Annotated in this window: 9 protein-coding genes; all 9 read right to left on the reverse strand. The window is 73.9% G+C overall.

Translation table 11 applies throughout. From position 1 onward, the window contains the following. Nucleotides 1–136 precede the first annotated feature (136 nt). The 9 genes from ACFY15_RS27945 to ACFY15_RS27985 are packed head-to-tail and all read right to left on the reverse strand — an operon-like array spanning nt 137 to nt 26,105. Nucleotides 137–898, reverse strand: coding sequence for an ABC transporter permease (locus tag ACFY15_RS27945; protein ID WP_390690368.1), 762 nt, complete (start codon nt 896–898; stop codon nt 137–139). Beyond that, nucleotides 895–1,848 (reverse strand): daunorubicin resistance protein DrrA family ABC transporter ATP-binding protein, encoded by a 954-nt coding sequence (locus ACFY15_RS27950; RefSeq protein ID WP_042811509.1) that lies wholly within the window; start codon nt 1,846–1,848, stop codon nt 895–897. The genes ACFY15_RS27945 and ACFY15_RS27950 overlap by 4 nt, the downstream gene beginning before the upstream one ends. A 36-nt stretch (nt 1,849–1,884) precedes the next feature. Next, nucleotides 1,885–2,619 carry a thioesterase II family protein gene (locus tag ACFY15_RS27955; RefSeq protein WP_390826282.1) on the reverse strand — a complete coding sequence of 245 codons (735 nt, stop codon included), beginning with the start codon at nt 2,617–2,619 and terminating at the stop codon, nt 1,885–1,887. 34 nt (nt 2,620–2,653) lie between these two features. Continuing rightward, entirely contained in the window at nt 2,654–6,463 is a 3,810-nt protein-coding gene (locus tag ACFY15_RS27960; protein ID WP_390826283.1) for an amino acid adenylation domain-containing protein, read from the reverse strand. Between the two features lie 11 nt (nt 6,464–6,474). Next, nucleotides 6,475–15,276, reverse strand: coding sequence for an amino acid adenylation domain-containing protein (locus tag ACFY15_RS27965; RefSeq protein ID WP_390826284.1), 8,802 nt, complete (start codon nt 15,274–15,276; stop codon nt 6,475–6,477). After that, nucleotides 15,273–23,072: an amino acid adenylation domain-containing protein gene (locus ACFY15_RS27970; RefSeq protein WP_390826285.1), complete on the reverse strand. Its 7,800-nt coding sequence runs from the start codon at nt 23,070–23,072 to the stop codon at nt 15,273–15,275. The genes ACFY15_RS27965 and ACFY15_RS27970 overlap by 4 nt, the downstream gene beginning before the upstream one ends. A 44-nt stretch (nt 23,073–23,116) precedes the next feature. Continuing rightward, nucleotides 23,117–24,310 carry an NAD(P)/FAD-dependent oxidoreductase gene (locus ACFY15_RS27975; protein WP_390690373.1) on the reverse strand — a complete coding sequence of 398 codons (1,194 nt, stop codon included), beginning with the start codon at nt 24,308–24,310 and terminating at the stop codon, nt 23,117–23,119. Between the two features lie 11 nt (nt 24,311–24,321). After that, nucleotides 24,322–24,540, reverse strand: coding sequence for a phosphopantetheine-binding protein (locus ACFY15_RS27980; protein ID WP_366455414.1), 219 nt, complete (start codon nt 24,538–24,540; stop codon nt 24,322–24,324). Further along, nucleotides 24,540–26,105, reverse strand: coding sequence for an amino acid adenylation domain-containing protein (locus ACFY15_RS27985; protein ID WP_390826286.1), 1,566 nt, complete (start codon nt 26,103–26,105; stop codon nt 24,540–24,542). The genes ACFY15_RS27980 and ACFY15_RS27985 overlap by 1 nt, the downstream gene beginning before the upstream one ends. Nucleotides 26,106–26,150: the final 45 nt, after the last annotated feature.

The raw sequence follows: 26,150 nt of genomic DNA on the forward strand, positions 1-26,150 counted from the left end.
CGGGGGGCGGCCCGGCCCGGGGGGGGGGGGGGCCGCCCCCGCGGGGGGGGGGGCCCCGGGGGGGGGGGGGCCGCCGGCCCCCCCGGGGGGGGGGGCCGGCGGCCGCCGTCCTCCGTCGTCCGCTCTCAGGCCCAGGTCACGCCCGCTTCTTGAACGTGGAGACCGCCCACACGTAGCCGAGGAGGGCGAGCCCGACGCACCAGGCGACGGCCGCGAGCGCGTCGCCGCCCGAGGGGTGGCCGGTGAGGAGCCCGCGCAGGGTCTCGATGATCGGGGTGAAGGGCTGGTACTCGGCGAACTGCCGGATGCCGGTACCCATGGTCTCCGCGGGGACGAACGCGGTGCTGAGGAACGGCAGCATGATCAGCGGGACGGTGGCCAGGCCGGCCGACTCCACGGTCTTGGCGGCCAGGCCAGTGGCGACGGTGAGCCAGCCGGCCGCGAAGCTCAGCAGCACGATGACGCCGACGACGCCGAGCCAGTCCAGGGCGCTCGCGGCCGGGTCGAAGCCCATCGCGAAGGCCACGCCGACGATGGCGGCGCAGGCCACCAGGCAGCGCACCGAGGTGATGATGACGTGTCCGGTCAGCATCGCCCCCCGGGAGACGTCCATGACCTTGAAGCGGTTGATGATGCCCTTGGTCATGTCGTCGTTCACGGCCGTGGCGGTGGCGCCCAGACCGTAGCTGATGGCCATGACGAGCAGGCCGGGGGTGGCGTAGTCGACGTAGTCCTCGCCGACGCTGAAGGCGCCGCCGAACACCCCGACGAACATGAGCATGATGATGATGGGGAACAGCACCGCGTTGAAGACCGTGACGGGGTTGCGCACGGTGTGCTTCAGGTTGCGGCGCAGCATGATCGCCGAATCGGCCAACGGCGTCGAGACCGTGCTCACTGTGCGATCGCCTCCTTGCTGGTGTGCTCGGTGCCCGACTGGTCGGTCAGGGCGAGGAAGACGTCGTCGAGGTCCGGGCGCTGCACGGAGAACTCCTGGGCGTCGAGCGCGTGCGCGTCCAGCCGGTCCAGCAGGGCCCGCACCGAACGCGTCTCGCCGTCGCCGGGAACGCGCAGGGTCAGCTCCTCCTCGTCCCGGACGGCCTCGGTCAGGACCCGGGCCGCGGCGTCGAGTTCGACGACGTCGGCGAAGCGGAACCGGACGTGGGTGCCGGGGATCTGGCGCTTGAGCTCCTCGGGGGTGCCCTGGGCGACCAGCCGGCCCTGGTTGAGGACCGCGATGCGGTCGGCGAGCTGGTCGGCCTCCTCCAGGTACTGGGTGGTGAGGAAGATGGTGGTGCCCTCGGCCACCAGCTCGCGGACGATCCCCCACATGGTGCGCCGGCTGCGCGGGTCGAGGCCCGTCGTCGGCTCGTCCAGGAAGATCACCTGCGGGTTGCCGACCAGGGTCATCGCCAGGTCCAGCTTCCGGCGCATGCCGCCGGAGTAGGTCGAGGCCTGCTTGTCCGCCGACTCCGCCAGGTCGAACCGCTCCAGCAGCCCGGTGACCACCCGGCCGCCGTCGCGCACGCGCTTCAGGTCCGCCATCAGCTGGAGGTTCTCCCGGCCCGACAGCAGCTCGTCCACCGCGGCGAACTGGCCGGTGACGCCGATGGCCCCCCGCACCCGCTTGGTCTCGGTCGCCACGTCGTGCCCGGCGACGCGCACCGTGCCGGCGTCGGCCTTCATCAACGTCGTCAGGACGTTGACCGTCGTCGTCTTGCCCGCCCCGTTCGGGCCGAGCAGGGAGAAGACCGATCCCGCGGCGACGTCGAAGTCGATGCCGTCGAGCACGACCTTGTCACCGTATGCCTTGCGCAGCCCTGAAACTGCGATCGCTGAACTTCTCATGCCTCCACTTTCCTCTCCGGGCCTGTCATCCACCTGTCACGCCCCTGACACGGTGCTGGAGTCCGTCTCCGCTGATCTGAGGGACTGCGCCGCGATCACGTCGAGGACCTCCCGGCCGGCGTCGACCAGGTACATGTGGTCGCCGGGGAACTCCGCATAGGTGAAGCCGGCCGTGGTCGCCGCCTGCCACTGCCGGGCCTCCTCCTCGGTGACCAGACCGTCGACGGCCCCGCGCAGCGAGCAGATCGGCACCGCCAGCGGTACGTCGGTGCTCGGTACGTAGCTCTCATGCATCTCGCAGTCGGCCTGGAGCACGGGGAGGATCAGCTCGCGCATCTCCGGGTGGTCCAGGGCCTCGTGCCGGAACCCGGCGAACTCCTCGACCCGGGCGAGGAACTCCTCGTCCGGGAGCCCCGCCGCCCGCCGCTCGCGCTGGGTCCAGGGACCCGGCGAACCGCTGACGACCAGCCCTTCGACCCGCACCCCGCGCTCGCCCAGCAGGTGGGCCAGCTCGTAGGCGAGAACCGCGCCCAGGCTGTGCCCGAACAGGACGGTCCGCGCCCCCTCGCCGAGGTCGGCCACCACGTCGTCGACGGAGCCCTTGGCCGCCTCGAAGACGTTGCGGTACGGCTCCTCCATGATCCGCCGCTCCCGGCCCGGCAGCTCGACCGAGGTCACGCGCCACCGGCCGGCGGCCAGCTCCCTCCAGGGGTGGAAGAACGAGGGGCCCGCTCCGGCGAAGGGCACGCAGAGCAGTGTGGTTTCCGTCATCGCGACCAGCTCCGATCATCCGTCCGACGGTTCGTCATGCCAGGTCCGCCAGCTTCCGGTTGAGGACCTCGAAGACCTCGGACACGGGTCCGGGGAGGTTCATCTCGTGGTGGGTGGCCGCCACGTCGTGCTCCTCGATGGTGCCGAGGACGTAGGGGCGCCACAGGTGGGCGTACATCTCGTCCTTGAGGGTGGCGTGGAAGAAGACGACGTCGCCGTCGTAGACGGGGGACTCCCAATCCATCATCAGGTTCGTGTTGTTGGCCAGGACCTGAGCCATGTTGTCCAGGAAGTCCTGCTGGTTCCCGGTGCCGATGTACTGGCCGAAGAAGTCCTCGAGCTCGTCGCGGTAGTCGTCCACCGTCTTGTTGCGGTGGATCTCCGACCAGCCCTGGCCGCCCGGCTGGGAGTCCAGGATCGCCGTGAGGGCGATCTCGTGGCCGCGCCGGGCGAGGCCCGCCGCCACGGCCTGGACGAGGGTGCCGCCGTAGGACCAGCCGACCAGGTTGAAGGGGCCCTCCGGCTGGATCTCCAGCATCTCCCCGATGAAGTGGTCGACCATCTCGTCGATGGACTCCACCAGCGGGGCCCGGCCGTCGGCACCGCGCGACTGGAGGGCGTAGGCCTGCCGGCCCTGCACGTGCGTCACGAAGCTGAAGTACGCCCAGCCCAGGCCGCCTCCGCCGTGGAAGAACCACAGCGGCTTCCTGCCGGTGCCGGGGTCGCTGTTGAGCGGCAGGACGACGCCGAACGGGTCGGCGACCTCGTCGGGGACGGCGCCGGCGAGCAGCAGCGCGGCGAGCTCGGCCACCGTCGGGAACTTGATGATCGTCCTCAGCGGGAGCTCGACGTCGAAGTCCTTGCGGATGCGGACGCTGAGGCGGGTGGCGAGCAGCGAGTGGCCGCCGAGGGCGAAGAAGTCGTCGTCGACGCCGACGTCCTCCCGGTCGAGCAGTTCGCGGAAGACGGCGGCCAGCCTCTCCTCGTGGGAGTTGCGCGGCGCCCCGCCGGCCGGGGCGGTGGTGTGCTCCGCGGGCAGGGCCTGCCGGTCGAGCTTGCCGTTGGGGGTCAGCGGGATCGCGGTGAGCGGGATCAGCGCGGACGGCACCATGTAGTCCGGGAGGCGTCCGCGCAGGTACGCGGTGAGCTCCGGGAGCAGTGCGGCGGCGCCGTCGGCGTCCGCCTCGGGCACCACGTAGCCGACGATGCTCTTGTCGCCCTGCCGGCTCTCGCGCACCACGACGGCCGCCTGCGACACGGCGGGGTGTCCGGCCAGCACGTGCTCGATCTCGCCGAGCTCGATCCGGAAGCCGCGGACCTTGACCTGGTGGTCGGTGCGGGCGATGTACTCCAGCTGACCCGCCTTGTTCCAGCGCACGAGGTCGCCGGTGCGGTACATGCGGGCGCCGGCGGGGCCGAACGGGGAGGGCACGAACCGCTCGGCGGTGAGCTCCGGACGGTCCTGGTAGCCGCGTGCGAGTCCGTCGCCGGCGATGTACAGCTCGCCCTGCACCCCGCGCGGGACCGGGCGCAGCCGGGCGTCGAGCACGTAGACCTGTGTGTTGCCGATCGGCGTGCCGATGGCGACGCCGGCGCCCGCCTTGAGGGGAGCCGTGGTGGACCAGGTGGTGGTCTCCGACGGTCCGTACCAGTTGCCGGCCTCGGCGGCCTGTTCGGCCAGGGTGTCGGCGAGGCGGACGGGGGCGGCCTCCGCGCCGGTGATGATCCGCAGGCCCCGGGCGGCGTCCGGCTCGTGGGTGAGCAGCATCTGCCAGAAGCCGGGGGTGGCCTGGACCACGGTGACGTCGTGGCGGCGCAGCAGGGCCACCATGGCCGACGGGTCGGTGACGGTCTCCTTCTTCGCCAGGACCATGGCGGCGCCGCAGACGAAGGGGAGGTACAGCTCGGTGTTGGCCATGTCGAAGGAGACGGTCGTGCTGAACAGCATCCGGTCGGCGGCGGTCAGCGGGAACCGGCGCCCGGCCGCGGCCAGGAAGTTGGCCACCGCGCCGCGCGGGACCGCCACACCCTTGGGGGTGCCCGTCGAGCCGGACGTGTAGATGACGTACTGGGTGTTGTCCGGGCGGACGGTGACCTCGGGGGCGGAGTCCGGGTACCGCCCGTAGTCCGCGGCGGCCAGGGTGTCTGCGTCGAGCACGAGCGCCGGCTTCGCCTGGTCGAGGACGAAGTCGATGCGCGAGCGCGGGTGGTCCGGGTCGATCGGCACGTAGGCGCCGCCGGCCTTCACCACGGCGAGCAGGGCCACCGGCAGGTCCGCGGTCCGCGGCAGGCACACGGCGACCAGGGACTCGGGGCGCACGCCGCGCTCGACGAGCCAGTGCGCGAGGCGGTTCGAGCGGGCGTCCAGTTCGCGGTAGGTGAGCGTCTCCTCCTCGGAGACGAGGGCGGGGGCGTCCGGGGCGGCCTCGGCCTGCCGGCGGAGGGCCTGCACCAGGCCGCCTTCGAGGGTGGGCTCGGCGGTGTCGTTGACCTCGACGAGCAGCCGCTCCCGCTCGCCGTCGACGAGGACGTCGACGTCGCCGATGCGGGCCTGCGGGTCGGCGGCGAGCTGCTCCAGGACGCGGGCGTAGCGGGCGGCCATGTCCTCGACGGTGTCCCGGTCGAAGAGGTGGGTGGCGTAGGAGATGTCGCCGCGCAGGGCTCCGGTCTCGTCCGTGGTCATGCTGAAGAACACGTCGACCTGGGTGGTCGCGAGGAGGGCCTGCCGGTACTCGACCGTCAGGCCGTCGAGTTCGAGGGACCACTTCTCCGTGTTCTGCCAGCCGCACATCACCTGGAAGAACGGCCGGTAGGCGGCGGAGCGGTCGGGGTTGAGCTGTTCGACCAGCACCTCGAAGGGCACGTCCTGGTGCTCGTAGGCGGCCAGCGCCTTGTCGCGCACCTGGGCGAGCAGTTCGGCGAAGGTCGGGTCGCCGGAGAGGTCCATGCGGATGACCAGGTTGTTGACGAAGCATCCGATCAGGTCGTTCAGCGCCTCGTCGGTGCGGCCGGCGATCGGGGTGCCGACCGGGATGTCCTCGCCTCCCCCGAGCTTGCCCAGCAGCACGCCGAGCGCGGCCTGCATGACCATCGACATGGTCAGCCCGCGCCCGTCGGCGAGCCTCTGCAGTCCGGCCATCACCTCGGCGGCGACGGGGATGGGCACCGCGTCGCCGTCCGTGCCCGCCTCGACGGAGCGGGGGCGGTCGAGCGGGAGGTCGAGCGGCTGCGGGACGCCCTCCAGCTCCCGCCGCCAGTAGGCGATCTGCTGCGCGCCGAGGCTGCCCGGGTCGGCCAGGTCGCCGAGGACCTCGCGCTGCCACATCGTGAAGTCCTTGTACTGGACGGGCAGCGGCTCCCAGTCCGGGGCCCGGCCGGACCGGCGCGCGTTGTAGGCCGCGGCCAGGTCGCGGGCCAGCGGCGCGCCCGAGCTGCCGTCCGAGGCGATGTGGTGGACGACCAGGACCAGGACGTGCTCCTCGGGTCCGGAGCGCAGCAGGCGTGCCCGCAGGGGGATCTCCGTCTCCAGGTCGAACCAGTGCGCGACGGTCTCGTCGACGGCGGCGGGCACGTCCTCGGGGGCCACCTCGGCCACCGGCACCCGGACCTGCTCCAGCGCCCGCTCCAGCGGCAGGATCAGCTGGTAGGGCTCTCCGTCGTCGTCCGTCAGGTAGGTGGTGCGCAGGATCTCGTGCCGGTCGACGAGGTCGCGGAGCGCGGCGAGGAGGGCGTCCTCGTCCAGTCGCCCGGTCAGCCGGAACGCCGAGGAGATGTTCCAGGTCTCCGCACCCTCCAGCTGGTGCAGGAACCATGTGCGGCGTTGCACGAAGGACAGCGGAATCATTGCTTCACTCCTCATACGAACATCTGGCGCAGACTGGGGCGACGCGGGACGGCCGATTCCTCCAGCCACGGTGCGAGCGCGGCCACCGTCGGCAGGTCGAAGATCTTGCGGATGGGTATCTCCAGCCCCAGCTCGGTCCGGGCGCGGCTGATGAGCCGGGTGGCGAGCAGGGAGTGCCCGCCGAGCTCGAAGAAGCCGTCGTCGATGCCGACCCGCTCCAGCCCGAGCACCTCGGCGAACAGTGCGGCCAGCGCTTCCTCGCGGGCGGTGCGGGGCGCGCGGTAGGGGGCGCCGGTGAACTCGGGCTCGGGCAGGGCGGCCCGGTCCAGCTTGCCGTTGGGCATCAGCGGCAGCCGCTCCAGCAGGACGAAGGCGGAGGGCACCATGAACTCGGGCAGCCGTCCGGCGGTGAACCGGCGGAGCTCCTCGGCGTCCGTCGCGCCCGAGGGGACGGCGTACGCGACGAGCTGCCCGCCCGAGCCGGACGCCGCCGGCCGGGCGATGACGGCCGCCTGGGCGACGGCGGGGTGCGCGGTGAGCGCGGCCTCGACCTCGCCGGGTTCGACGCGGAAGCCGCGCACCTTGACCTGCGCGTCCGCGCGGCCCACGTACTCCAGCCGGTCCTCGCCGTTCCAGCGGGCCAGGTCGCCGGTGCGGTACATGCGCGAGCCGGCCGGGCCGAACGGGTCGGCCACGAAGCGGTCGGCCGTCAGGTCGGCGCGGCCCTGGTACCCGCGGCCCACGTTGCCGCCGACGTACAGCTCGCCGACCGCGCCCTGGGGCACCGGTGCCAGGTCGGGGCCCAGGACGTAGGTCCGCATGTTGCCGAGCGGGGTGCCGACGGGCGCGCTGCCGGCCCGGTCCGCGGCCTCGCCGGAGACGGTGTGGGCGGTGGCGTAGAACGACTCGCTCTGCCCGTAGGCGTTGACGACCCGTACGCCCGGGAAGGCGCCGCGCACCTTCTCGACGAGCGAGGAGGGCAGGGCCTCGCCGGCGAAGACGACCGTCTCCACGGCGGTGCGGCCGGCGATGCCGTCGACGAGTTCGGCGAAGGCGGAGGGGACGGTGGAGATGACGCTGCCGCTCCAGCCCTCCTTCCGCTCGCCCAGCACCAGGACGTCCCGGACCAGTTCGACGACCCCGCCGGCGGCGAGGGTCGTGAAGATCTCGAACACCGAGACGTCGAAGTTGACGGACGTGCCCGCGAGGAGCCGCCTGCCGGGCTCCATCCCCACCCGGGAGGCGAGTTCCAGCACGCCGTTGACGATGTTCGCGTGGGTGATGGCGACCCCCTTGGGCGTGCCCGAGGAGCCGGAGGTGTACATCACGTAGGCCAGCTGGTCCGGGTGGGGCGGCCGGGCGGGCCCGGTGGCGTCCCCGGCCGGGTCGAGCGTGTCGAGGAGGAGGTCCGGGGCCTCGTGCCCGGGCAGCGCCGCGGCCGTCGCGGAGTCCGTCAGGACCAGGCGCGGGCCCGCCTCGGCGAGGATGGCCGCCAGGCGGTGGCTCGGGTACCTGGGGTCGACCGGCAGGTAGGCGCCGCCCGCCTTCAGGACCGCGAGCAGTCCGACGACGAGCTCCGCCGTCCTCGGCAGGGCCAGCGCGACCAGCGACTCCGGCCCCACGCCGCGGCGGGCGAGTTCGGCCGCCAGGCGGTCGGCCCGCGAGTTCAGTTCGCGGTAGGTGAGGGTCTCGTCCCCCGCGACCACGGCGGGCTCGTCCGGGGTCCGGGCGGCCTGCGCCTCGACGAGGCCGCCCACGGTGGTGTCCGGAGTGGGCACGGCCGTGTCGTTGAAGGCGGAGAGCAGCCGGTCGCGTTCGGCCGGCTCCAGGACCTCCAGCTGTGCGGCCTTCAGCTCCGGGGAGGCCGCCACCTGCCGCAGGACGCGCACGAGGCGGTCGGCGATCACCTCCACCGCGTCCCGGCCGAAGACGCCCGGAGCGTACTGGAAGATCAGCTGGAGGTGCGGGTCGGCCGCCGCCATCAGGGCCAGCGGGTAGTTGGTGGCCGTGGCCGGGCGCAGGCCCGTGAAGGCGATGCCGTCCGCCGCTGTGCTCGCGGCGGCGAGGCCCTCCCGGTCGACGGGGTAGGACTCGAAGACGAACAGCGTGTCGAAGAGGGTCTGCCGGCCGACGGCCCGCTGGACCTCGGTGAGTCCGCGGTGGTGGTGGTCCAGCAGGCCGGCCTGCCGGCCCTGGAGCCGGGTGAGGATCTCGGCGAGGGTGTCGCCGGGGGCGTACGCGAGGCGTACGGGGAGGGTGTTGATGAACATCCCGACCATGGCGTCCACGTCCGTCACCGCGGGCGGGCGCCCGGAGACGGTCGCGCCGAACACCACGTCCCGTCGGCCGGTGAGCCGGCCCAGCAGCAGCCCCCAGGCGCCCTGGACCAGGGTGTTGACGGTGACGCCCAGCTCGGCTGCGCGCACCGCCAGGGCCCGCGCCTCCTCGGCCGGGAGCGGCACGTCGAGCTGTGCGACGCCCTCGTCCCCGATGCCCTCGGCGCCGGGGGCGAGCAGGGTCGGCTCCTCGACCCCGTCGAGCTCGGCCGTCCACGCCCGGGCGGACTCCTCCTCGTCCTGCCCGGCGCGCCAGGCCAGGAACGCGCCGAAGTCGGGGGCCGCGGGCAGGGCGGCCGGGTCGCCGCGGGAGCCGTAGAGCAGCAGCAGGTCCCGCATCAGCAGGGGCGTGGACCAGCCGTCGAAGAGCACGTGGTGGGAGGTCATCACGAGGTCGGCGCGGCCCGGTTCGGTGACGACGAGGGACAGCCGGATCAGCGGCGGGGCGTCCACGGCGAAGTGGGCGGCCCGGTCCTCGACGAGGAACCGCTCGAACGCCTCGCTGCGCCCGGCCGCGTCGGCGCCGGTCAGGTCGAGGTACCGCCAGGGCAGGGCCACGCCCTCGGCCGGCACCACCTGGACGACGTCGCCGTCGGCCCGGTCGACGTACGCGGCACGGAGGTTGGGGTGGCGCTCCAGCAGGGCCTGCCCGGCCCGGCGCATGCGCTCCGGGTCGACCTCGCCGGAGAGGTGGAACACCAGCTGGTTGTGGTACGGGTCGAACGCGCTTCCGGCGAGCATCGTGTGGAAGAGCATCCCGGACTGGGTCGGGGTCGCCGGCCAGATCTCGGCCAGCCTGCCGTAGCGGGCCTCCCAGGTGTCGATCTCCTCCTGGTTCACGCCGACGAGGGGCGCGTCGGACGGGGTCAGTCCGCCGGCGCCGGGGGCCGCGGCGTGCCGGGCCAGGGCGGTCAGCGCCCGGACCCACAGCCCGGCCAGCTCGGCCACCTCCTCCCGGGGGAGCACCCCGGCGGGGAAGGCGAAGATGGCGGCCAGCTCGTCACCGCCGGGGGCGGGGACGGCGACGACGCCGACCTCCAGGGCGGAGGGCACCGGCATGTCGGCGTCCGGCGCGGCGGTCAGGTCCCGGTACGCGGGGTCGGCCGCCCAGCCGAGGCCGCTCAGCTCCCCGGGCAGCTCCTCGCCGGAGCTCCGGCCGAGGTAGCCGAACCCGATCTGCGGTGCGGCGGGGGTATCGGGCAGGTCGTGGCCGGCCGCCGCGCGCACCTGCTCCTTGACGGCCTTGAGCGCCCGTCCGGCGGCCGGTCCGCCGGCGAACGCGTCCGCGAGATCGACGCCGGCCAGGTCGAGGCGGGCCGGGAAGACCGCGGTGAGCCAGCCGACCGTACGGGACAGGTCGGCGCCGGGCACCGCGTGCCCGGCCCGGTCCCGCCCCTCCAGCCGGACCGATGCCGGCGCCCCCGGCAGGGCGCGGGTCTCGCGGTGGCGGGCCAGCGCCAGCGCCAGCGCGGTGACCAGCCCGTCCTCGGCGCCGGTGCGGTAGGCGGCGGGCAGCCGGTCCAGCAGGGCCGCCGTGACGTCCGCCGGGACCCGGACCCGTACCGTGTCCGCGGTGGCGGCGAGGTCCCGCGCCGGGTCGGGCCGGCGCGCCCCGAGCAGGGGCTCGTCCGCGTACGGGGCCGGCTGCGTCTCGGCGGACCGGGGGCCGGCCGCCCCGTCGGCCAGGGCGTGGGCCCACCGGCGGTACGAGGTGCCCGTCCGGGGGAGTTCGGGGGTGCGGCCGTCGCGCGCCCGCTGCCAGGCGCGGACCAGGTCCGCGACCAGGATCGGCCAGGACACCGCGTCCACGGCCAGGCGGTGCGCGACGATCAGCAGCCGGCCGGCGCCCGAGCCGGGGGTGAGCCGGACGAACTGCGCCATGACGCCCGCGTCGGGGTCGAGCCGGCCGGCGGCGGCGTCGAGTTCGGCCTGCACGGCGTCGCCCCGGACCTCCCGCAGCAGCGCGCCGGCGTCCACGCTGCCGGACGGCTCCACGAACAGGCCGGGCCCGTCCCGGTCGAGCCGGGCGCGCAGCACGTCGTGCCGGTCGAGGACGGCCTGGAGCGCCGCGGTCAGGTCCGGGCGGCCGACGCCCTCGGGCAGGGTCAGCACCCTGGAGGTGCACAGCCGGCCGATGCCGCCGCCGCGCGCGAGGAGGTCCCGTGCGGCCGGGGGCAGCGGGGCCCGGCCGACGGCGCCGCCGGGCAGCTCGGCCAGGGCCGGGGTCTCCTCGTCCCGCCCGTCCACCAGTTCCGCGAGCCGGGCGACCGTGCGGTGCTCGAAGATCTCCCGCACGGTGATGAGCGTGCCGCGGGCCTTGGCCCGGGCGACGACCTGGATGGAGCGGATGCTGTCGCCGCCGAGGGCGAAGTAGTCGTCGTCGATGCCGACCCGCTCCAGGCCGAGGACTTCGGCGAAGAGCGCGCAGAGGGTCTCCTCGCGCTCGTCGCGCGGCGCCCGGCCGGTGGAGGCCTGCGCGTAGTCCGGTACCGGCAGCGCCCTGCGGTTGAGCTTCCCGTTCGGGGTCAGCGGGATCTGCGAGAGCGGCACGATCGCGGTGGGGACCATGTAGTCGGGGAGGCGTTCGCGCAGGTACTCGGGCAGCCGGGCGAGCAGCGGGCCGATCGACGAGGCGAGCGAGGGGTCGTTCGCCCGGGTCCGCCCGCCCGTGCCGGCGGCGAAGGCTCCGGTGACGGGCCGCGGGCCGGCCTGCGGCGCGGGCAGCAGGAGCAGGTCGAAGAGGCGTGCGTCCGCGCCGGACCAGGTGACGACCGCGTCCCGGCCGTGGTCGCGGGCCGCGCGGCGCAGTTCCTCCGGGTCGGCGGGTCCGGCGCCCTGTCCGGGCGCCGGGTCGAGGACGCCCGCCGCGACGGCCGCGGCGGACTCCTCGGCCAGCCGTGCGTTGGGGATCCCGGTCACGCGCACCGGGCCCGAACGGTCCACCCGCAGGGCCAGTCCGGCGAGGTCCTCGGGTCCGCTCCAGGACACGGCCGGTACGCCGGCGAGGTCGAGCGCGTCGGCCGGCTCCTTGTGCAGGACGACCTCGTAGCGGTGCCGGGTCAGCTCGTTGTGCGCCGACGCCGCCTTCAGCCGGATGTCGACGCCGACGCGGCGGCCCTGCGCCCAGTCGGTGAACCACTCGGGGGCGACGACCAGCTCCCGTTCGGCGAACAGCGCCTTCTCCACCAGGCCGCGCAGTTCCTCGGGCGCCGCGTAGGGGTGCGCCGCGCGCTGCGTGGCGGTGAGCAGCGTCCGCAGCGTGGCGGCGTTGCGGACGTCGCCGACGATCACCCGGCCGCCGGGGGCGAGCAGTTCCACGGCCTCGCGCAGCACCCGGTCCAGGTAGTCGGCGCTCGGGAAGTACTGGACCACCGAGTTCAGCACGACCGTGTCGAAGGCGCCGCGGGGCAGCCCGGACACGTCGTCCGCCGCCTGGGCGCTGAGCCGGACCCGGTCGCCGTGGCCGGCCTGTTCGGCCTGCCGGCGGACGCGGTCGACGACGGTGGCCGAGATGTCGGTGCCCCAGTACTCCTCGACCCGGCCGACGATCTTCGCCAGCAGCAGGCCGGAGCCGACGCCGATCTCCAGCACCCGGCGCGGCGCGTACCGCAGCACCTGCGCCACCGCCGCGTCCTGCCACTCCAGCATCTGCCCGCGCGGGATCGGCTCGCCGTCGTAGGAGGAGGTCCACAGCTCGAAGTCCTCGCCGAGCGCCTCGTCGCCGGAGCCGGCGTAGGTGTCGTCGTAGACCTGGCGCCACTCGTCCACCCTCGCGGCGTCCTCGGCGTCGGCATCGGCGTCGGCCGCCGCGCCCTGCGGGCCGGGCACCACGTAGCCCACGAGGCGCTTGTCGTCCTCCCGGTCCTCGCGCACGACGACCACGGCCTGGGCCACGCCGGGGTGGCCGGCCAGCACGTTCTCGATCTCGCCCAGCTCGATGCGGAAGCCCCGCACCTTCACCTGGAAGTCGGTGCGTCCGACGTACTCCAGGCGGCCGTCCCCGGACCAGCGGACGAGGTCGCCGGTGCGGTACATGCGGGTGCCGTCGGGGCCGAAGGGGCAGGCCGTGAACCGCTCGGCGGTCAGCCCGGGCCTGCCCTGGTATCCGCGCGCCAGGCCGTCCCCGGCGATGTACAGCTCGCCCTGCACGCCGCGGGGGACCGGGCGCAGCCGCGCGTCCAGCACGTACACCCGCGTGTTGCCGATCGGCGTGCCGATGGCCACGCCGGCGTCCGGCCCGACGGGCGCCATCGTCGACCAGATGGTGGTCTCGGTGGGGCCGTAGACGTTGAACACCTCGTCGGCCGCGGCGGCGAGCGTCCCGGCCAGCCGGGCCGGCAGGGCCTCGCCGCCGGTGAGGACGCGCAGGCCCTTCGCGGCGTCCGGCTCGTGCGTGAGCAGCATCTGCCAGAACGCCGGGGTCGCCTGCGCCACGCCGACCCGGTGGCGGCGCAGCAGGGCCACGACCTGCGAGGGGTCGGCGAGGGTGTCCTTGCCGGCGAGCACGACGGCCGCGCCGGACACCAGCGGCAGGTAGAGCTCCAGGGCGGCGATGTCGAAGGAGACGGTCGTGACCGCGAGCCACCGGTCGGCGGGCGACAGCGGGACCCGCCGGCCCATCGTGGCGAGGAAGTTGTCCAGTGCGCCGCGCGGGACGCAGACGCCCTTGGGGGCGCCGGTGGAGCCCGAGGTGTAGATGACGTAGGCGGTGTGGTCGGGCGTGACGCGCGGGGCGGGGGCCGTGTCGGGGTGTCCGGCGCCGCCGTGCGCACCGGCCAGCGTCCCGGGGTCGAGCACGAGGGCGGGGCGGGAGTCGGCGAGGATGTGGCCGATCCGGGACTCGGGGTGGTCCGGGTCGATCGGGACGTAGGCGGCGCCCGCCTTGAGGACGGCGAGCAGGGCGACCACGAGCTCCGGCGAGCGGGGCAGGCGGACGGCCACCGGGGATTCGGGGCGCACTCCGCGGCCGATCAGCCAGTGCGCCAGCCGGTTGGCCCGGGCGTCCAGCTCCGCGTAGGTCAGCGTCTCCTCCTCGCCGATGACGGCGGGGGCGTCCGGTGCGGTGCGGGCCTGCCGGGCGACGGCCTCGACGAGGCCCGGCTCCAGGGTGGGCTCGGCGGTGTCGTTCGCCGTGTCCAGCAGCCAGGCGCGCTCGGCCGCGTCGAGGACGTCGAGGTCCGCGACGCGCACGGCGGGATCGGCGACCGCCTGTTCCAGGATGCGCACGAACCGGTCGACGACGGCGACGGCCGTGGGGTGGTCGAAGAGCTCGGCCGCGTACTCCAGGCGGCCGTGCGCGCGCCCGGTGGCGTCCGGGACGATGTTGAAGAACAGGTCGAACTTGGCGGTGTCGGTGCCCAGGGCGACGGGGGTGACCCGCAGGCCCGGCATCTCCATCTCCGGCCAGACGAACTGCCAGGCCAGCATGGTCTGGAACAGCGGCTGGTAGGAGGTGGAGCGGTCCAGTCCGATCAGCTCGACCAGCCGCTCGAAGGGGACGTCCTGGTTGTCGTAGGCGGCGAGGGCCTTGTCCCGCGTCTGCTCCAGGAGTTCGCCGAAGGAGGGGTTGCGCGACAGGTCGGCGCGCAGCACCCAGGTGTTGACGAAGAAGCCGATCAGATCGGCCAGGGCCTCCTCGGTGCGCCCCTCGATGGGGCTGCCGATCGTCACGTCGTCGCCGCCGCCCAGCTTCTGGAGCAGTACGGCCAGCGCGGCCTGGGCGGCCATCGGGGCCGTGGCGCCGTGCGCGGCGGCCAGTTTCCCGAGCCGGGCGACGAGTCCGGGTTCCAGCTCGAAGGAGACGTGGCCGCCGCGGTGGCTCGCCACCGCCGGCCGGGGCCGGTCCAGCGGCAGGTTCACCGGCTGCGGCACGTCGGCCAGCTCCCGGCGCCAGTAGTCCAGCTGTCCCGCCGCGATGCTCTGCGGGTCGGCCTCGTCGCCGAGCAGCTGCTGCTGCCACAGCGTGTAGTCCTTGTACTGCACCTCCAGCGGCGCCCAGTGCGGCGTGCTCCCCGCGTGGCGGGCGGCGTACGCCTGCATCAGGTCCCGCAGGAACGGGCCCATCGAGGCGCCGTCCGCCGCGATGTGGTGGAAGACGAACGCCAGGACGTGCTCCTGCGGGGCGACGCGGAAGACGGTCGCCCGCAGGGGCAGTTCGGTGTCCAGGCCGAAGGGCTCGGCCACGGCCGCGCGCAGCGCGGCGTCCACGGCGTCGGCGGCCACGTCGGCCACCCGGAACTGCGGGTCCGCCTCCTGCGGGGGCAGGATCAGCTGCTCGGGCGTGCCGTCCGCGTCCTCCGCGATCAGGGTGCGCAGGCTCTCGTGCCGGGTGACGACGTCGCGCACCGCCGCGGCCAGGGCCCGCGTGTCCAGCGGCCCGTCCAGGCGCAGGACGAACGGGATGTTGTAGGTCGCGGTCGGGCCTTCCAGGCGGTGGAGGAACCACATCCGGCGTTGCGCGAAGGAGAGCGGGATCATCGACGGGTCTCCGATACGGTCATCTGGCCCAGTCGGGGGCGCAGCTGCGGGCGGTTCGACTCGGCCAGTTCCGCGATCTGCTCCGCCAGCCCGGCGACGGTCGGATTGCGGAACACCGTCGTGACCTTCACGTCGACGTCGAGGGCGTTGCGGATGCGGCCGGTGAGCCGGGTGGCCAGCAGCGAGTGCCCGCCGTGGTCGAAGAAGTCGACGTCGATGCCGATCTCCTCCACGCCCAGCAGCTCGGCGAACAGCCGGCACAGGGTTTCCTCGGTGGGGTTGCGCGGGCCCCGTCCGGGCTCGGTCCGCGCGGGGAGGTCCGGTGCGGGCAGGGCCTTGCGGTCGAGCTTCCCGCTCGGCGTGGAGGGGAGCCCGGCGAGCGGTACGACGGCGGAGGGGACCATGTACTCCGGCAGGTGCTCGCGGGCCAGGTCCGTCAGGGCCGTGGGGTCGAGCCGGTCCGGGGTCCGGCCGGCCGCGGGGACCACGTACACGACGAGGCGCTGGTCGCCGGGGCGGTCCTCGCGGACCAGGGCGACGGCGTTGTCCACGTCCGGGTGCGCGGCGATCGCCTGCTCGATCTCGCCGAGTTCGATGCGGAAGCCGCGGAGCTTGACCTGGAAGTCGGACCGGCCGATGTACTCGACCTCGCCGTCCCCGTTCCAGCGCACGACATCGCCGGTGCGGTACATCCGGCTGCCCGGCGCGCCGAACGGGCAGGCGACGAAGCGCTCCGAGGTGAGGCCGGTCTGGCCGAGGTAGCCCCGGGCGAGCCCGGTGCCGGCCAGGTAGAGCTCGCCGGCGACGCCGGGGGCGACGGGGCGCAGCGCCGCGTCGAGCACGTACACCTGCGTGTTCCACACGGGTGCGCCGATCGGCACCCGGTCCGCGCCCGGCCGGTGCCGGTGGGCGGTGACCTCGACGGAGGCCTCGGTGGGGCCGTAGAGGTTGTACACGCCGAGGTCCGGCAGGAGGCCGGAGACCTTGTTGGCCAGGGCGGGCGGGAACGCCTCGCCGGCGACCTCGATCCAGCGCAGGCTCCCGCAGTCCCTGGCCGAGGGCTCGCCCGCGAAGGCCTCCAGCAGGGAGGGCACGAAGTCCGCGCCGGTGACCCGCTCGCGCCGGATCAGGTCGGCGAGGTAGGCCGGGTCGCGGCGGCCGTCGGGGCGCGCGATGACCACGGCGGCGCCCGCCTGGAGCGGTGCGAAGATCTCCGGCACCGAGACGTCGAAGCTCGCCGTCGTGCTGAGCAGGACCCGGTCCTGCGGGCCCACGCCGAAGTGGGACAGGCCCCACTCCAGCCGGTTCATGATGGCCCTGTGGGCCACCTGGACGCCCTTGGGGCGGCCGGTGGAGCCGGAGGTGAAGATGACGTACGCGGCGTGGTCCGGGGACAGGACGCGCTCGGGGTCCGTCTCCGGGTATCCGGAGACGTCCGGGAGGTCCGCGTCGAGCACGAGCAGCGGGTCGGCGCTCTCCAGCACGAGCCGGACCCGGTCCTCGGGCAGCTCGGTGTCGATCGGCACGTAGGCGGCGCCGGCCTTCACCACGGCGTGGACGGCGACCATCAGGTCCACGGAGCGGGGGACCCTCACGGCGACCAGCCGCTCGGGGCCCGCGCCCTGCTCCACCAGCCAGTGCGCCAGGCGGTTGGCGCGGCGGTTGAACTCGGCGTAGGTCAGGGTCTCGTGCTCGCCGATCAGCGCCACCCGGTCGGGCTCGCGCCGGACCTGGGCCTCGAAGGCCCCCGGGAGGGTGTCCGCCGTGACGGGGTGCGCCGTGTCGTTGACCCCGGAGACCAGCCGGTGGCGCTCCTCGTCCGACAGGACGTCCACGGCGCCGACGGGGGTCCGGGGGTCCTCCAGCACCCGGTCCAGCACCCGTACGAGCCGGGCGGCGAGGACCTCGGCGGCGTCGCGGTCGAAGAGGGTGGTCTGGTAGTCGAGGGAGAGCCGCAGGTAGGGGTCGGAGGAGTTGAGGGTGAGCGAGTAGTGCGAGCCGGCGAAGGGCCGGATGGCGTCGATCGTGAAGCCCGCCGACTCGTTGGCCTCGACGATGCCCTCGCGGTCGATCGGGTAGTTCTCGAAGACGACGATGGTGTCGAACAGCGAGGGCAGCCCGACGCCGCGCTGGATGTCGGCCAGGCCGTAGTAGTGGTGGTCGAGGAGGGACACCTGCCGGTCCTGGAGGTCGGTGACGACCTCGGCCAGGGTGTCGCCCGGCCGGCAGCGGACGCGGGTCGGCAGGGTGTTGATGAACAGGCCGACCATCTCGTCCGAGCCGGCCAGGTCGGCCGGGCGGCCGTTGACGGCGGCGCCGAACACCACGTCGTGCTGCCCGGTGAGCTTCGAGAGCAGGACCGCCCACGCGCCCTGGAGGAGGGTGTTCAGCGTGACGCCGAGTTCGGCGGCGCGGCGGGCGAGCTCGCGGCCCTTGTCGATGGAGAGCGGGACCTCGACGCGGCCGAGGGCCTCGGCCTCCCCCCGGGCGGTGCGGTCGGCGGCCACCAGGGTGGGCTGCTCGAAGCCGTCGAGCTCCTCCTTCCACCGGGCGGCGGAGGCCTCCCGGTCCTGCCGGGACAGCCAGGCGAGGTAGTCGCCGTAGCCGCGCACCGGGGGGAGCTCCTCGTCGCCGGCGTAGAGGCGGACGAGGTCCTTGATGACCAGCGGCGACGACCAGCCGTCGAAGAGGGTGTGGTGGGCGGTGACGATGAGCTTGGAGCGCTGCGGCCCGCAGGTGAGCAGGGCCAGGCGGATCAGCGGCGGCCGCGCGGGGTCGAGCTGGTCGGCCCGGTCGGCGGCGAGGGCCGCGTCGAGCGCGGCGTCCTGCTCGGCCTCGTCGCGGCCGGTCAGGTCGAGGTGACGCCAGGGCACGGCGACGTGCTCGGCCACGATCTGGACCGGGTCGCCGCCGGCGGTGGCGAGGAACGCGGAGCGCAGGTTCGGGTAGCGGTCGAGGAGGGCCTGCCCGGCCGCCCGCATCCGCGCCGGGTCCACGGGTCCGGACAGGTGCAGTACGAACTGCATGTGGTAGACGTCGAAGCTGCCGTCGGCGAGGGCCGCCTGGAACTGGATGCCGGACTGGCCGGGGGCCTGCGGCCAGACCTGGACCAGCCGGCCGTAGCGCTCCTCCCAGCCGTCGATCTCGTCCTGGCCGACGGGGACCAGCGGAGCGTCGGAGGGCGTGAGCCCGCCGATCCGCGGGCGGGCGGCGTACGCGGCCATGCCGTGCAGCACCTCGGCCCACAGGCCGGCCAGCGCGGAGGCCCGCTCGCGGGAGAGCACGCCGGTGGGGAACATGAACACGGTCTGGAGGCGGGCGCCCTCCGCGGTGTCGGTGACGACGGAGTTGACCTCCAGCGCGGACAGCGCGGGCAGGTCCGGGTCGGGCATCGGGATCAGTTCGGAGGACCAGCCGGACGGGGCCCACCCCTGGCCGCGCAGGTGCTCGGGCACGTCGGCGTCGGAGATCCGGCCGAGGTAGTTGAAGCCGATCTGCGGGGCCGCGTACTCCTCCAGCTGGAGCGCGGTCTCCTCGTTCAGCCAGCGCAGCAGACCGTAGCCGAGGCCCTTGTCCGGGACGCCGCGCAGCTGCTCCTTGACCCGCTTGACCGCCTCTCCTGCCGCGGGGCCGCCGGCCAGGACGCCGTCCAGGTCGACGCCCCGCACGTCGACCTTGGCGGGGTACATGCTGGTGAACCAGCCGACGGTGCGGGAGAGGTCGGCGCCGGGGACGGCGTCCTCCTCGCGGCCGTGGCCCTCCAGCCGGACCAGGGTCGAGCGGTCGTCGCCGCGCCAGCGGTTGACCGCGAGGGCGAGGGCGGCGAGCAGCACGTCGGTGCCGGTGCCCTTGAACGCCGCGGGGAGCCGGGTCAGCACGGCCTCGGTGACGTCGGCGGGCAGCTGCACCCGTACGGTGTCGAGGGTGGACATCAGGTCCACGGCCGGGTCGAAGGCGCGTTCGCCGAGCGGGAGGTTGGCGGACTCCAGCACGTCGCGCCAGTGGTCCAGCTCCTCCTCCCGCTCCGGGGAGAGCGCCTCGGACTCCAGGGCGGCCGCCCAGCGGCGGGCGGAGGTGCCGACTGCGGGCAGGTCGGGGGTGCGGCCGGAGCGGACCTCCTGCCAGGCCTCGGCGAGGTCGGACATGAGGATGCGCCAGGAGACCCCGTCGACGACCAGGTGGTGCAGGACCACGAGGAGCCGGCCCTCGCCGGAGTCCGCGGCGAACCAGACGAAGTCCGCCATGGTCCCGGCAGCGGGGTCGAGCCGGCCGGCCGAGGCGTCCAGTTCCGCCCTGGCCGCCTCCAGCGCCGCGGGGTCGTCCCACCCGCCGGCGACGCGGACGCGGCGGACCAGGTCCGCGGCGCGTACGGAGCCCTGCGGGCGCACGACGAGGGAGGGCTCCCCTCCGTCGCGCACGAGCCGCGAGCGCAGCAGGTCGTGACGGTCGAGCACGGCGTCGAGCGTCGCGGCCAGGCCGGCCTCGTCGATGCTCTCGGGCAGGTCCAGCACGATCGACATGGCGAAACGGTTCAGCCCGCCGCCGTGCTCGAACACGTGCCGGGCCACCGGCTGGAGCGGCATCGGGCCGACGCCGCCTCCGTCGAGCTCCGCGAGCACGGGCGCCCGGTCGCCTCGGTCGGCGGCCGCCTCGGCCAGCCGGGCCGCCGTGCGGCACTCGAAGATCTCCCGCGTGGTGAGGTCCAGGCCCCGGGCCCGGGCCCGCGCCACGACCTGGATCGACCGCAGGCTGTCCCCGCCCACGGCGAAGAAGTCGTCGTCGACGCCGACCCGGTCGACGCCGAGCACGTCCGCGTAGGCCGCGGTGATGATCTTCTCGGCCTCGGTGCGCGGCTCCCGGTACGCCTCGCCCAGGAACTCCGGTTCGGGCAGCGCCGAGCGGTCCAGCTTGCCGGTCGGGCCGAGCGGCAGCCGGCCGACGGCCACGAAGGCCGAGGGGACCATGTAGTCGGGCAGCCGGGCCGCGGTGAACCGGCGCAGCTCGGCGGCCGAGGCGCCGGCCTGGACGTCCACGTCGCCGATGCCGCCGGCGCCGTCGTCGCCGACGGCCCCCTCGCCGGTGTGGACCACGTAGGCGACGAGCCGCTTGCCGCCCGAGGGCGCCTCGCGGCCGATGACCACGGCCTCGCTGATGCCGGGGTGCGCGGTGAGCGCGGCCTCGACCTCGGCGGTCTCGATGCGGAAGCCGCGCACCTTGACCTGTCCGTCGCCGCGGCCGACGCACTCCAGCCGGCCGTCGGCGTTCCAGCGGGCCAGGTCGCCCGTGCGGTACATCCGCTCGCCCGCGGGGCCGAACGGGTTGGCCACGAAGCGCTCGGCGGTCAGCCCGGGGCGGCCGTGGTAGCCGCGGCCGAGGCAGGTCCCGACCACGTACAGCTCGCCGATCACGCCCTGCGGGACCGGGGTGAGGCCGGGGCCCAGCACGTAGGCGCGCATGTTCCCCAGCGGGGTGCCGATGGGCGCGACCTCGCCGCGCTCCCACTCCTCGGACGCCGCGACGGAGAACGCGGTGGCGTAGAAGCTCTCGCTCTGCCCGTAGGAGTTCACGATCTGCGCGCCGGGCAGGGCCTCGCGCACCTGCCGCACCAGCCGGGCCGGGAGCACGTCGCCCGCGAAGACGACCGAGCGCACGTCGGGCGCCTTCTCCAGGTGGCCGACCAGCTCGCCGAGCACCGAGGGGACGCCGCTGAGGACGTGGCCGTCCCAGCCGTCCCGCTCGGCGAGGGCCAGCGCGTTCGCCACGACCTCGGCGGTGCCGCCGGTGGACAGGGTGGTCAGCAGCTCGAAGACCGAGACGTCGAAGTTGACGGAGGTGCCCGAGAGCATCTTCCAGCCGGGCGGCGCGTCGAGGACGCGCACCAGTTCCCGTACGCCGTTGACCACGCTGCGGTGGGTGATCGCCGCGCCCTTCGGCTTGCCCGTGGAGCCGGAGGTGTACATCACGTACGCCAGGTTGTCCGGGGCCAGCGGCGCGGTGCGGGCGTCGTCGTCCGGCGCCCCCACGGGTGCGGTCTGCCAGGCGGCGCGGTCGTCGAGGTTGACGGTCGGGACCTCGTGCTCCGGCAGCTCCCGGGCGGTCGCGGTGTCCGTGAGCACGAGCCGCGGGCGGGCCTCGGACAGCACGGTCCGCGCCCGTCCGGCGAGGTACTGCGGGTCCACCGGCACATAGCCGGCACCGGACTTGAGGATGCCGAGCAGGCCGGCGACCAGGTCCTCGGTGCGCGGCAGCGCCAGCACCACGAGGTCCTCCGGGCCGACGCCGCGCCGGATCAGCTCCCACGCGACGCCGTTGGCCCGCTCGTCGAGCTCGCGGTAGGTCAGCGTCCGGCCGTCGCACACCAGCGCCGGGGCGTCCGGCGTCCTGGCCGCCTGCTCCTCGAACAGCTGCGGGACGGTCAGCGGGGGCAGTTCGGCGGCGGTGTCGTTGAACCGGTCGAGGAGCAGCTCGCGCTCGGCGTCGCCGAGGACGTCGACGGCTCCGACGGTGCGGCCCGAGTCGGCGGCGAGGGCGCCGAGCACGCGTACGAACCGGGCCGCGAGGGTCTCGACCGTGCTTCCGTCGAACAGGTCGGTGGCGTACTCCAGGCGGACCTCCGCCCCGCCCGAGGCGTCCGGGATCATGTTGAAGAACAGGTCGAACTTGGCCGTTCCGGTCTCCAGCGTCTCGGACTCGGCCGTGAGACCGGCGAACTCCAGCTTCCCCAGGGGCTCCTGCCAGGCGAGCATCACCTGGAAGAAGGGGTGGTAGGCGGTGGACCGGTCCGGGTTGAGCAGCTCCACCAGCCTCTCGAAGGGGATGTCCTGGTGGTCGTAGGCGGCCAGCGCCCGGTCCCGCACACGCAGGAGCAGCTCGCGGAAGGTCGGGTTCCCGGAGAGGTCGACGCGCAGCACCCAGGTGTTGACGAAGAAGCCGACGAGGTCGCGCAGTTCCTCGTCGGTGCGGCCGGCGATGGGCGCGCCGATGGGGATGTCGTCGCCGCAGCCGAGGTGGTGCAGGAGCACCGCCAGCGCCGCGTGCATGACCATGGAGACGGTGATGTCCTGCTCCGCGGCCAGCTTCTCCACGGCGGCGAGCAGACCGGGTTCGACCGGGAAGCGGACCAGACCGCCGTCGGGGCCCGTGCGCTTGGGGCGCGGGCGGTCCGTCGGCAGGGCCAGCGGCTGCGCCATGCCGGCCAGGGCCTCGCGCCAGTACGCCAGCTGTCCGGCGGCCAGGCTGTCCGGGTCGGTCTCGTCGCCGAGCACGTCCCGCTGCCACAGCGTGTAGTCCGCGTACTGGACGGGGAGCGGCTCCCACGCGGGGGCCGCACCGTCCCGGCGGGCCGCGTAGGCCTCGGCGAGGTCGCGCAGCAGCGGCCCGAGGGACTCCCCGTCCAGGGCGATGTGGTGCACCACGAGCACGAGGGTGTGCTCGCCCGGGCCGGTCCGCAGGAGCGTGGCGCGGATCGGCGCGTCGGCGGCCAGGTCGAAGGTCTCCTTGGCCGCCCGGTCGACCGCCGCCGCCCGGTCCTGCGGCGCGATGTCGAGGACCGGCAGGCCGAACGGCTTCTCCCCGGACGCCAGGACCCGCTGGTGCGGGATCCCGTCGTCGCCCTCGACGATCACCGTGCGGAGGACCTCGTGCCGGTCGACGACGTCGCGGAGCGCCGCCTCGAGCGCGCCCGCGTCCAGCTCACCGGTCAGCCGCAGGGCGAAGGCGCCGTTGTAGGTCGGCGAGGGGCCATCGAACCGGTCCACGAACCACAGCCGGCGCTGCGCGAACGACAACGGGATCATTGTGTCTCCAAATTCGGCGAACCAGGGAGCAGGTCGGTCGTCGCTCAGCTCTGGTCGAGCAAGGTCAAGAGTTCTTCGTTGTAGAAGTCGTCGATGGAGATCGCCCCGGACAGCGTGGAGAAGTACCGGTCGATGTGCTCCTGGTGGCCGACGAGCTTGCGCAGCATCTCCGTCCGCCCCTCGGGCTTGAGCTCGGCCACGTTGAGGGCGCCCTGGTACTGGCTGTGCGCCTCGTTGCCGAGGTTGTTCTCGTAGCGGCGCAGGGCGGACCGGAGGGCGGCGTCCTCGTGCAGCCGCTCCCCGATGAGGCCGGTGAGCGACTGTGCCTGGACGAAGGCCTCGGTGATGCCGCGGGCGGTGATGGAGTCCTTGTGGTTGACCGCGTCGCCGACCAGGACCCATCCGGGCCCGTAGGCCTTGCGGAAGAAGTTCTCCTGGTGCCCCGTGCCGTACATCTGCTCGACGCGGCTGCCCTCCCGCATCCGCTCGTACAGGTCGGGGGCGGTGGTGCGGACGGCTTCGAGGTAGGCGGGCTCGACGTCCCTGCGGACCGTGTTGTAGTCGGCCTGCGGGAAGTAGGTCATGATCAGCTTGAGGTCGTCGTTGGTGGGGACGGCGGCGACCCAGCGCCCCGGCCGCTCGTACAGCTCGAAGCTGGAGGGGACACCGGACCAGTAGCTGTAGTAGACGCAGGTGGCCCGGGGGTGCTCGATGACGTAGGGCGCCCCGGCCTTGCGGGCCACCAGCGACCGCATGCCGTCCGCGCCGACGACCAGGCGCGCCCGGTCGGTGGCCTCGGCGCCGCCGGGCGTGGTGTACCGCACGCCGACGACGCGGTCGTCCTCCCAGAGCAGGTCGTTGACCGCGCAGCCCTCGCGGAACTCCACGCCCGCCGCCACGGCGCCCTCCGCGAGGATCGGGTCGAGCACGTAGCGCCGGGGCGCGTACGTGGTCGTCAGGCCGTCCATCGGAAGGGAGAAGCCGTCGATGCGGACGCCGGGGCCCTCGTAGCGCTCGTGGGTGATCGGTTGGCAGCCCGTGTCGCGGATCCGCTCCAGCAGGCCCCACCGGCCCAGCAGGGCCACGCCCTGCATGTGGATGTAGTGCGAGGACAGCGTGTCCTGCGGGAAGCGGGCCTTCTCCAGGAGCAGGACGCGGTAGCCCCGCTGCGCGAAGAGCATGGCGGTCGGCGAGCCGGCGCAGCGGGCGCCGACGACGATGACGTCGTAGTCGGACACGGCGTCCCCCCTCACCGGTTGGATTCGATGTAGGCGGAGATCGACGCGATCGTCGGGTTGAGGAACATCTGGTCCATCGGGACCTCGACGCCCAGTTCCTCGATGTAGGCGCCCTGGATCTTGGTCATGATCAGGGACTGGCCGCCGAGGGCGAAGAAGTCGTCGTCGGCCGCTATGTCGTCGCGCTCGAACTCACGGCACCAGATGGCGCGCACACCGTCGGCAATCATCACAGTCCTCTCGCTTGGGCATCGACGAGCGCCGCGCGGTCCACTTTCCCGTGCGGGCTGAGCGGGATCCGCGGGACGTTGGTGAACCGGGCCGGCACCATGTTCCGCGGCAGGCTCTCCAGGAGGCGGGCGCGCAGGTCGTCCTCGGCGAGGTCGCCTCCGGCCGGGACGACGAACGCGGACAGCTCGGCCTCGCCGGAGCGGGTGTGGACGACCGCGACGGCGGCCTCCCGGACTCCGGCCAGCCGGCCGAGGGCGCGCTCGACGTCGGAGGGGTCGATGCGCATGCCCCGCACCTTCACCTGCGCGTCGATCCTCCCCAGGACGACGAGTTCCCCGTCGGCGTCCACGTATCCGCGGTCGCCCGTGCGGTACACCCGGCGCGGCACCCCGTCGACCTCGATCGTGGTGAACTTCGCGTTCTCGGGGCCGCTGCCGCCCAGGTAGCCGGCGCCGACGCCGGTCCCGGAGATGCAGATCTCGCCCTGCTCCCCCGCCGCGACGCCGCGCAGCTCCTCGTCGAGGAGGTGGATGTCGGTGTTGTGGGCGGGCCTGCCGACCGGGGCGACCTCGTGGGCGCCGGGCCGGTATCCGGCGAGGTCGTAGGAGGTGGCGACGTCCGTGCACTCGGCGACGCCGTACTGGTGCAGGAGGGTGCAGGTGTTGCCCTCGCGCCGCGCCCAGTCCGCCAGCCGTTCGGTCTTGAGGGGCTCGCCGCCGAAGAGCACGTAGTCGAGCCGGGTCAGCGCGTCGCCGCCGCGCGCGGTCTCCCAGTCGACCAGCAGGTACAGGGTGCTGGAGGCGCAGTGCACGGTGCGGATGTCGTGCTCGTTCAGGGTGCGGTAGGCCAGCATGGGGTCGAAGTTCCGGCTGGCCATGAGGTACTGGGTGGCGCCGCAGAACAGCGGTGTCATCAGGGCGCGCTGGGAGAGGTCGAACCCGAATGCGCTGACGACCAGGTTGTGCGAGCCCCGGTGCAGGCCGTACTCGAGCCTCAGCCAGTTCATCAGGTTGAACCAGCCCTCGTGGCGCACGGCGGTGAGCTTCGGAGTGCCGGTCGATCCGGAGGTGAAGACGGCGTAGCACAGGTCGTCGCCGGCGACCTCGACCGCGGGGGCGGTGTCCGGGAGGGCCGCCAGCCGGTCCGACAGCTCCTCGAAGCCGGCAACCTCGACGGGCGCCTGCCCGATCAGCCCGACCGTGGCCGGGGAGACCACGATCAGGGCCAGGTCGGGGACCTGGTCCAGCAGCAGCCGGAGCCGGGCCGGCGGGTAGGCCGGGTCGAACGGCACGTAGGCCGCGCCCGCCTTGAGCGTGCCGAGGATCGCGACGAGCAGGTCGGCCGAGTAGTCGAGGCAGACGCCGACCTTCGCGCCCCGGCTGGTCCCGCGCGCGGCGAGGAAGTGCGCGAACCGGTTCGCCCGCGCGTCCAGCTCCCCGTACGTCACCTGCCGGCCGGCGCAGGAGACGGCGACGGCGTCGGGGGTGGCCCGGGCGTGCGCCTCGAACTGTCGGTGGACGACGGGTGCCGAGGGCAGGGCGACCCGCTTTCCCTGAAGGATCATCAACTGGCTCCGGTGTGAGAGGTGTCCGGCGGGGCGGGCCGCCGG

The organism is Streptomyces sp. NPDC001373, from assembly GCF_042895815.1.
Taxonomy (GTDB): domain Bacteria; phylum Actinomycetota; class Actinomycetes; order Streptomycetales; family Streptomycetaceae; genus Streptomyces.

Excerpts from the sequence above, each read along its gene's own strand:
- ACFY15_RS27950 (WP_042811509.1), bottom strand. The coding sequence starts at position 1,848 with ATGAGAAGTTCAGCGATCGCAGTTTCAGGGCTGCGCAAGGCATACGGT.
- ACFY15_RS27955 (WP_390826282.1), bottom strand. The coding sequence starts at position 2,619 with ATGACGGAAACCACACTGCTCTGCGTGCCCTTCGCCGGAGCGGGCCCC.
- ACFY15_RS27960 (WP_390826283.1), bottom strand. The coding sequence starts at position 6,463 with ATGATTCCGCTGTCCTTCGTGCAACGCCGCACATGGTTCCTGCACCAG.
- ACFY15_RS27965 (WP_390826284.1), bottom strand. The coding sequence starts at position 15,276 with ATGATCCCGCTCTCCTTCGCGCAACGCCGGATGTGGTTCCTCCACCGC.
- ACFY15_RS27970 (WP_390826285.1), bottom strand. The coding sequence starts at position 23,072 with ATGATCCCGTTGTCGTTCGCGCAGCGCCGGCTGTGGTTCGTGGACCGG.
- ACFY15_RS27980 (WP_366455414.1), bottom strand. The coding sequence starts at position 24,540 with ATGATTGCCGACGGTGTGCGCGCCATCTGGTGCCGTGAGTTCGAGCGC.
- ACFY15_RS27985 (WP_390826286.1), bottom strand. The coding sequence starts at position 26,105 with ATGATCCTTCAGGGAAAGCGGGTCGCCCTGCCCTCGGCACCCGTCGTC.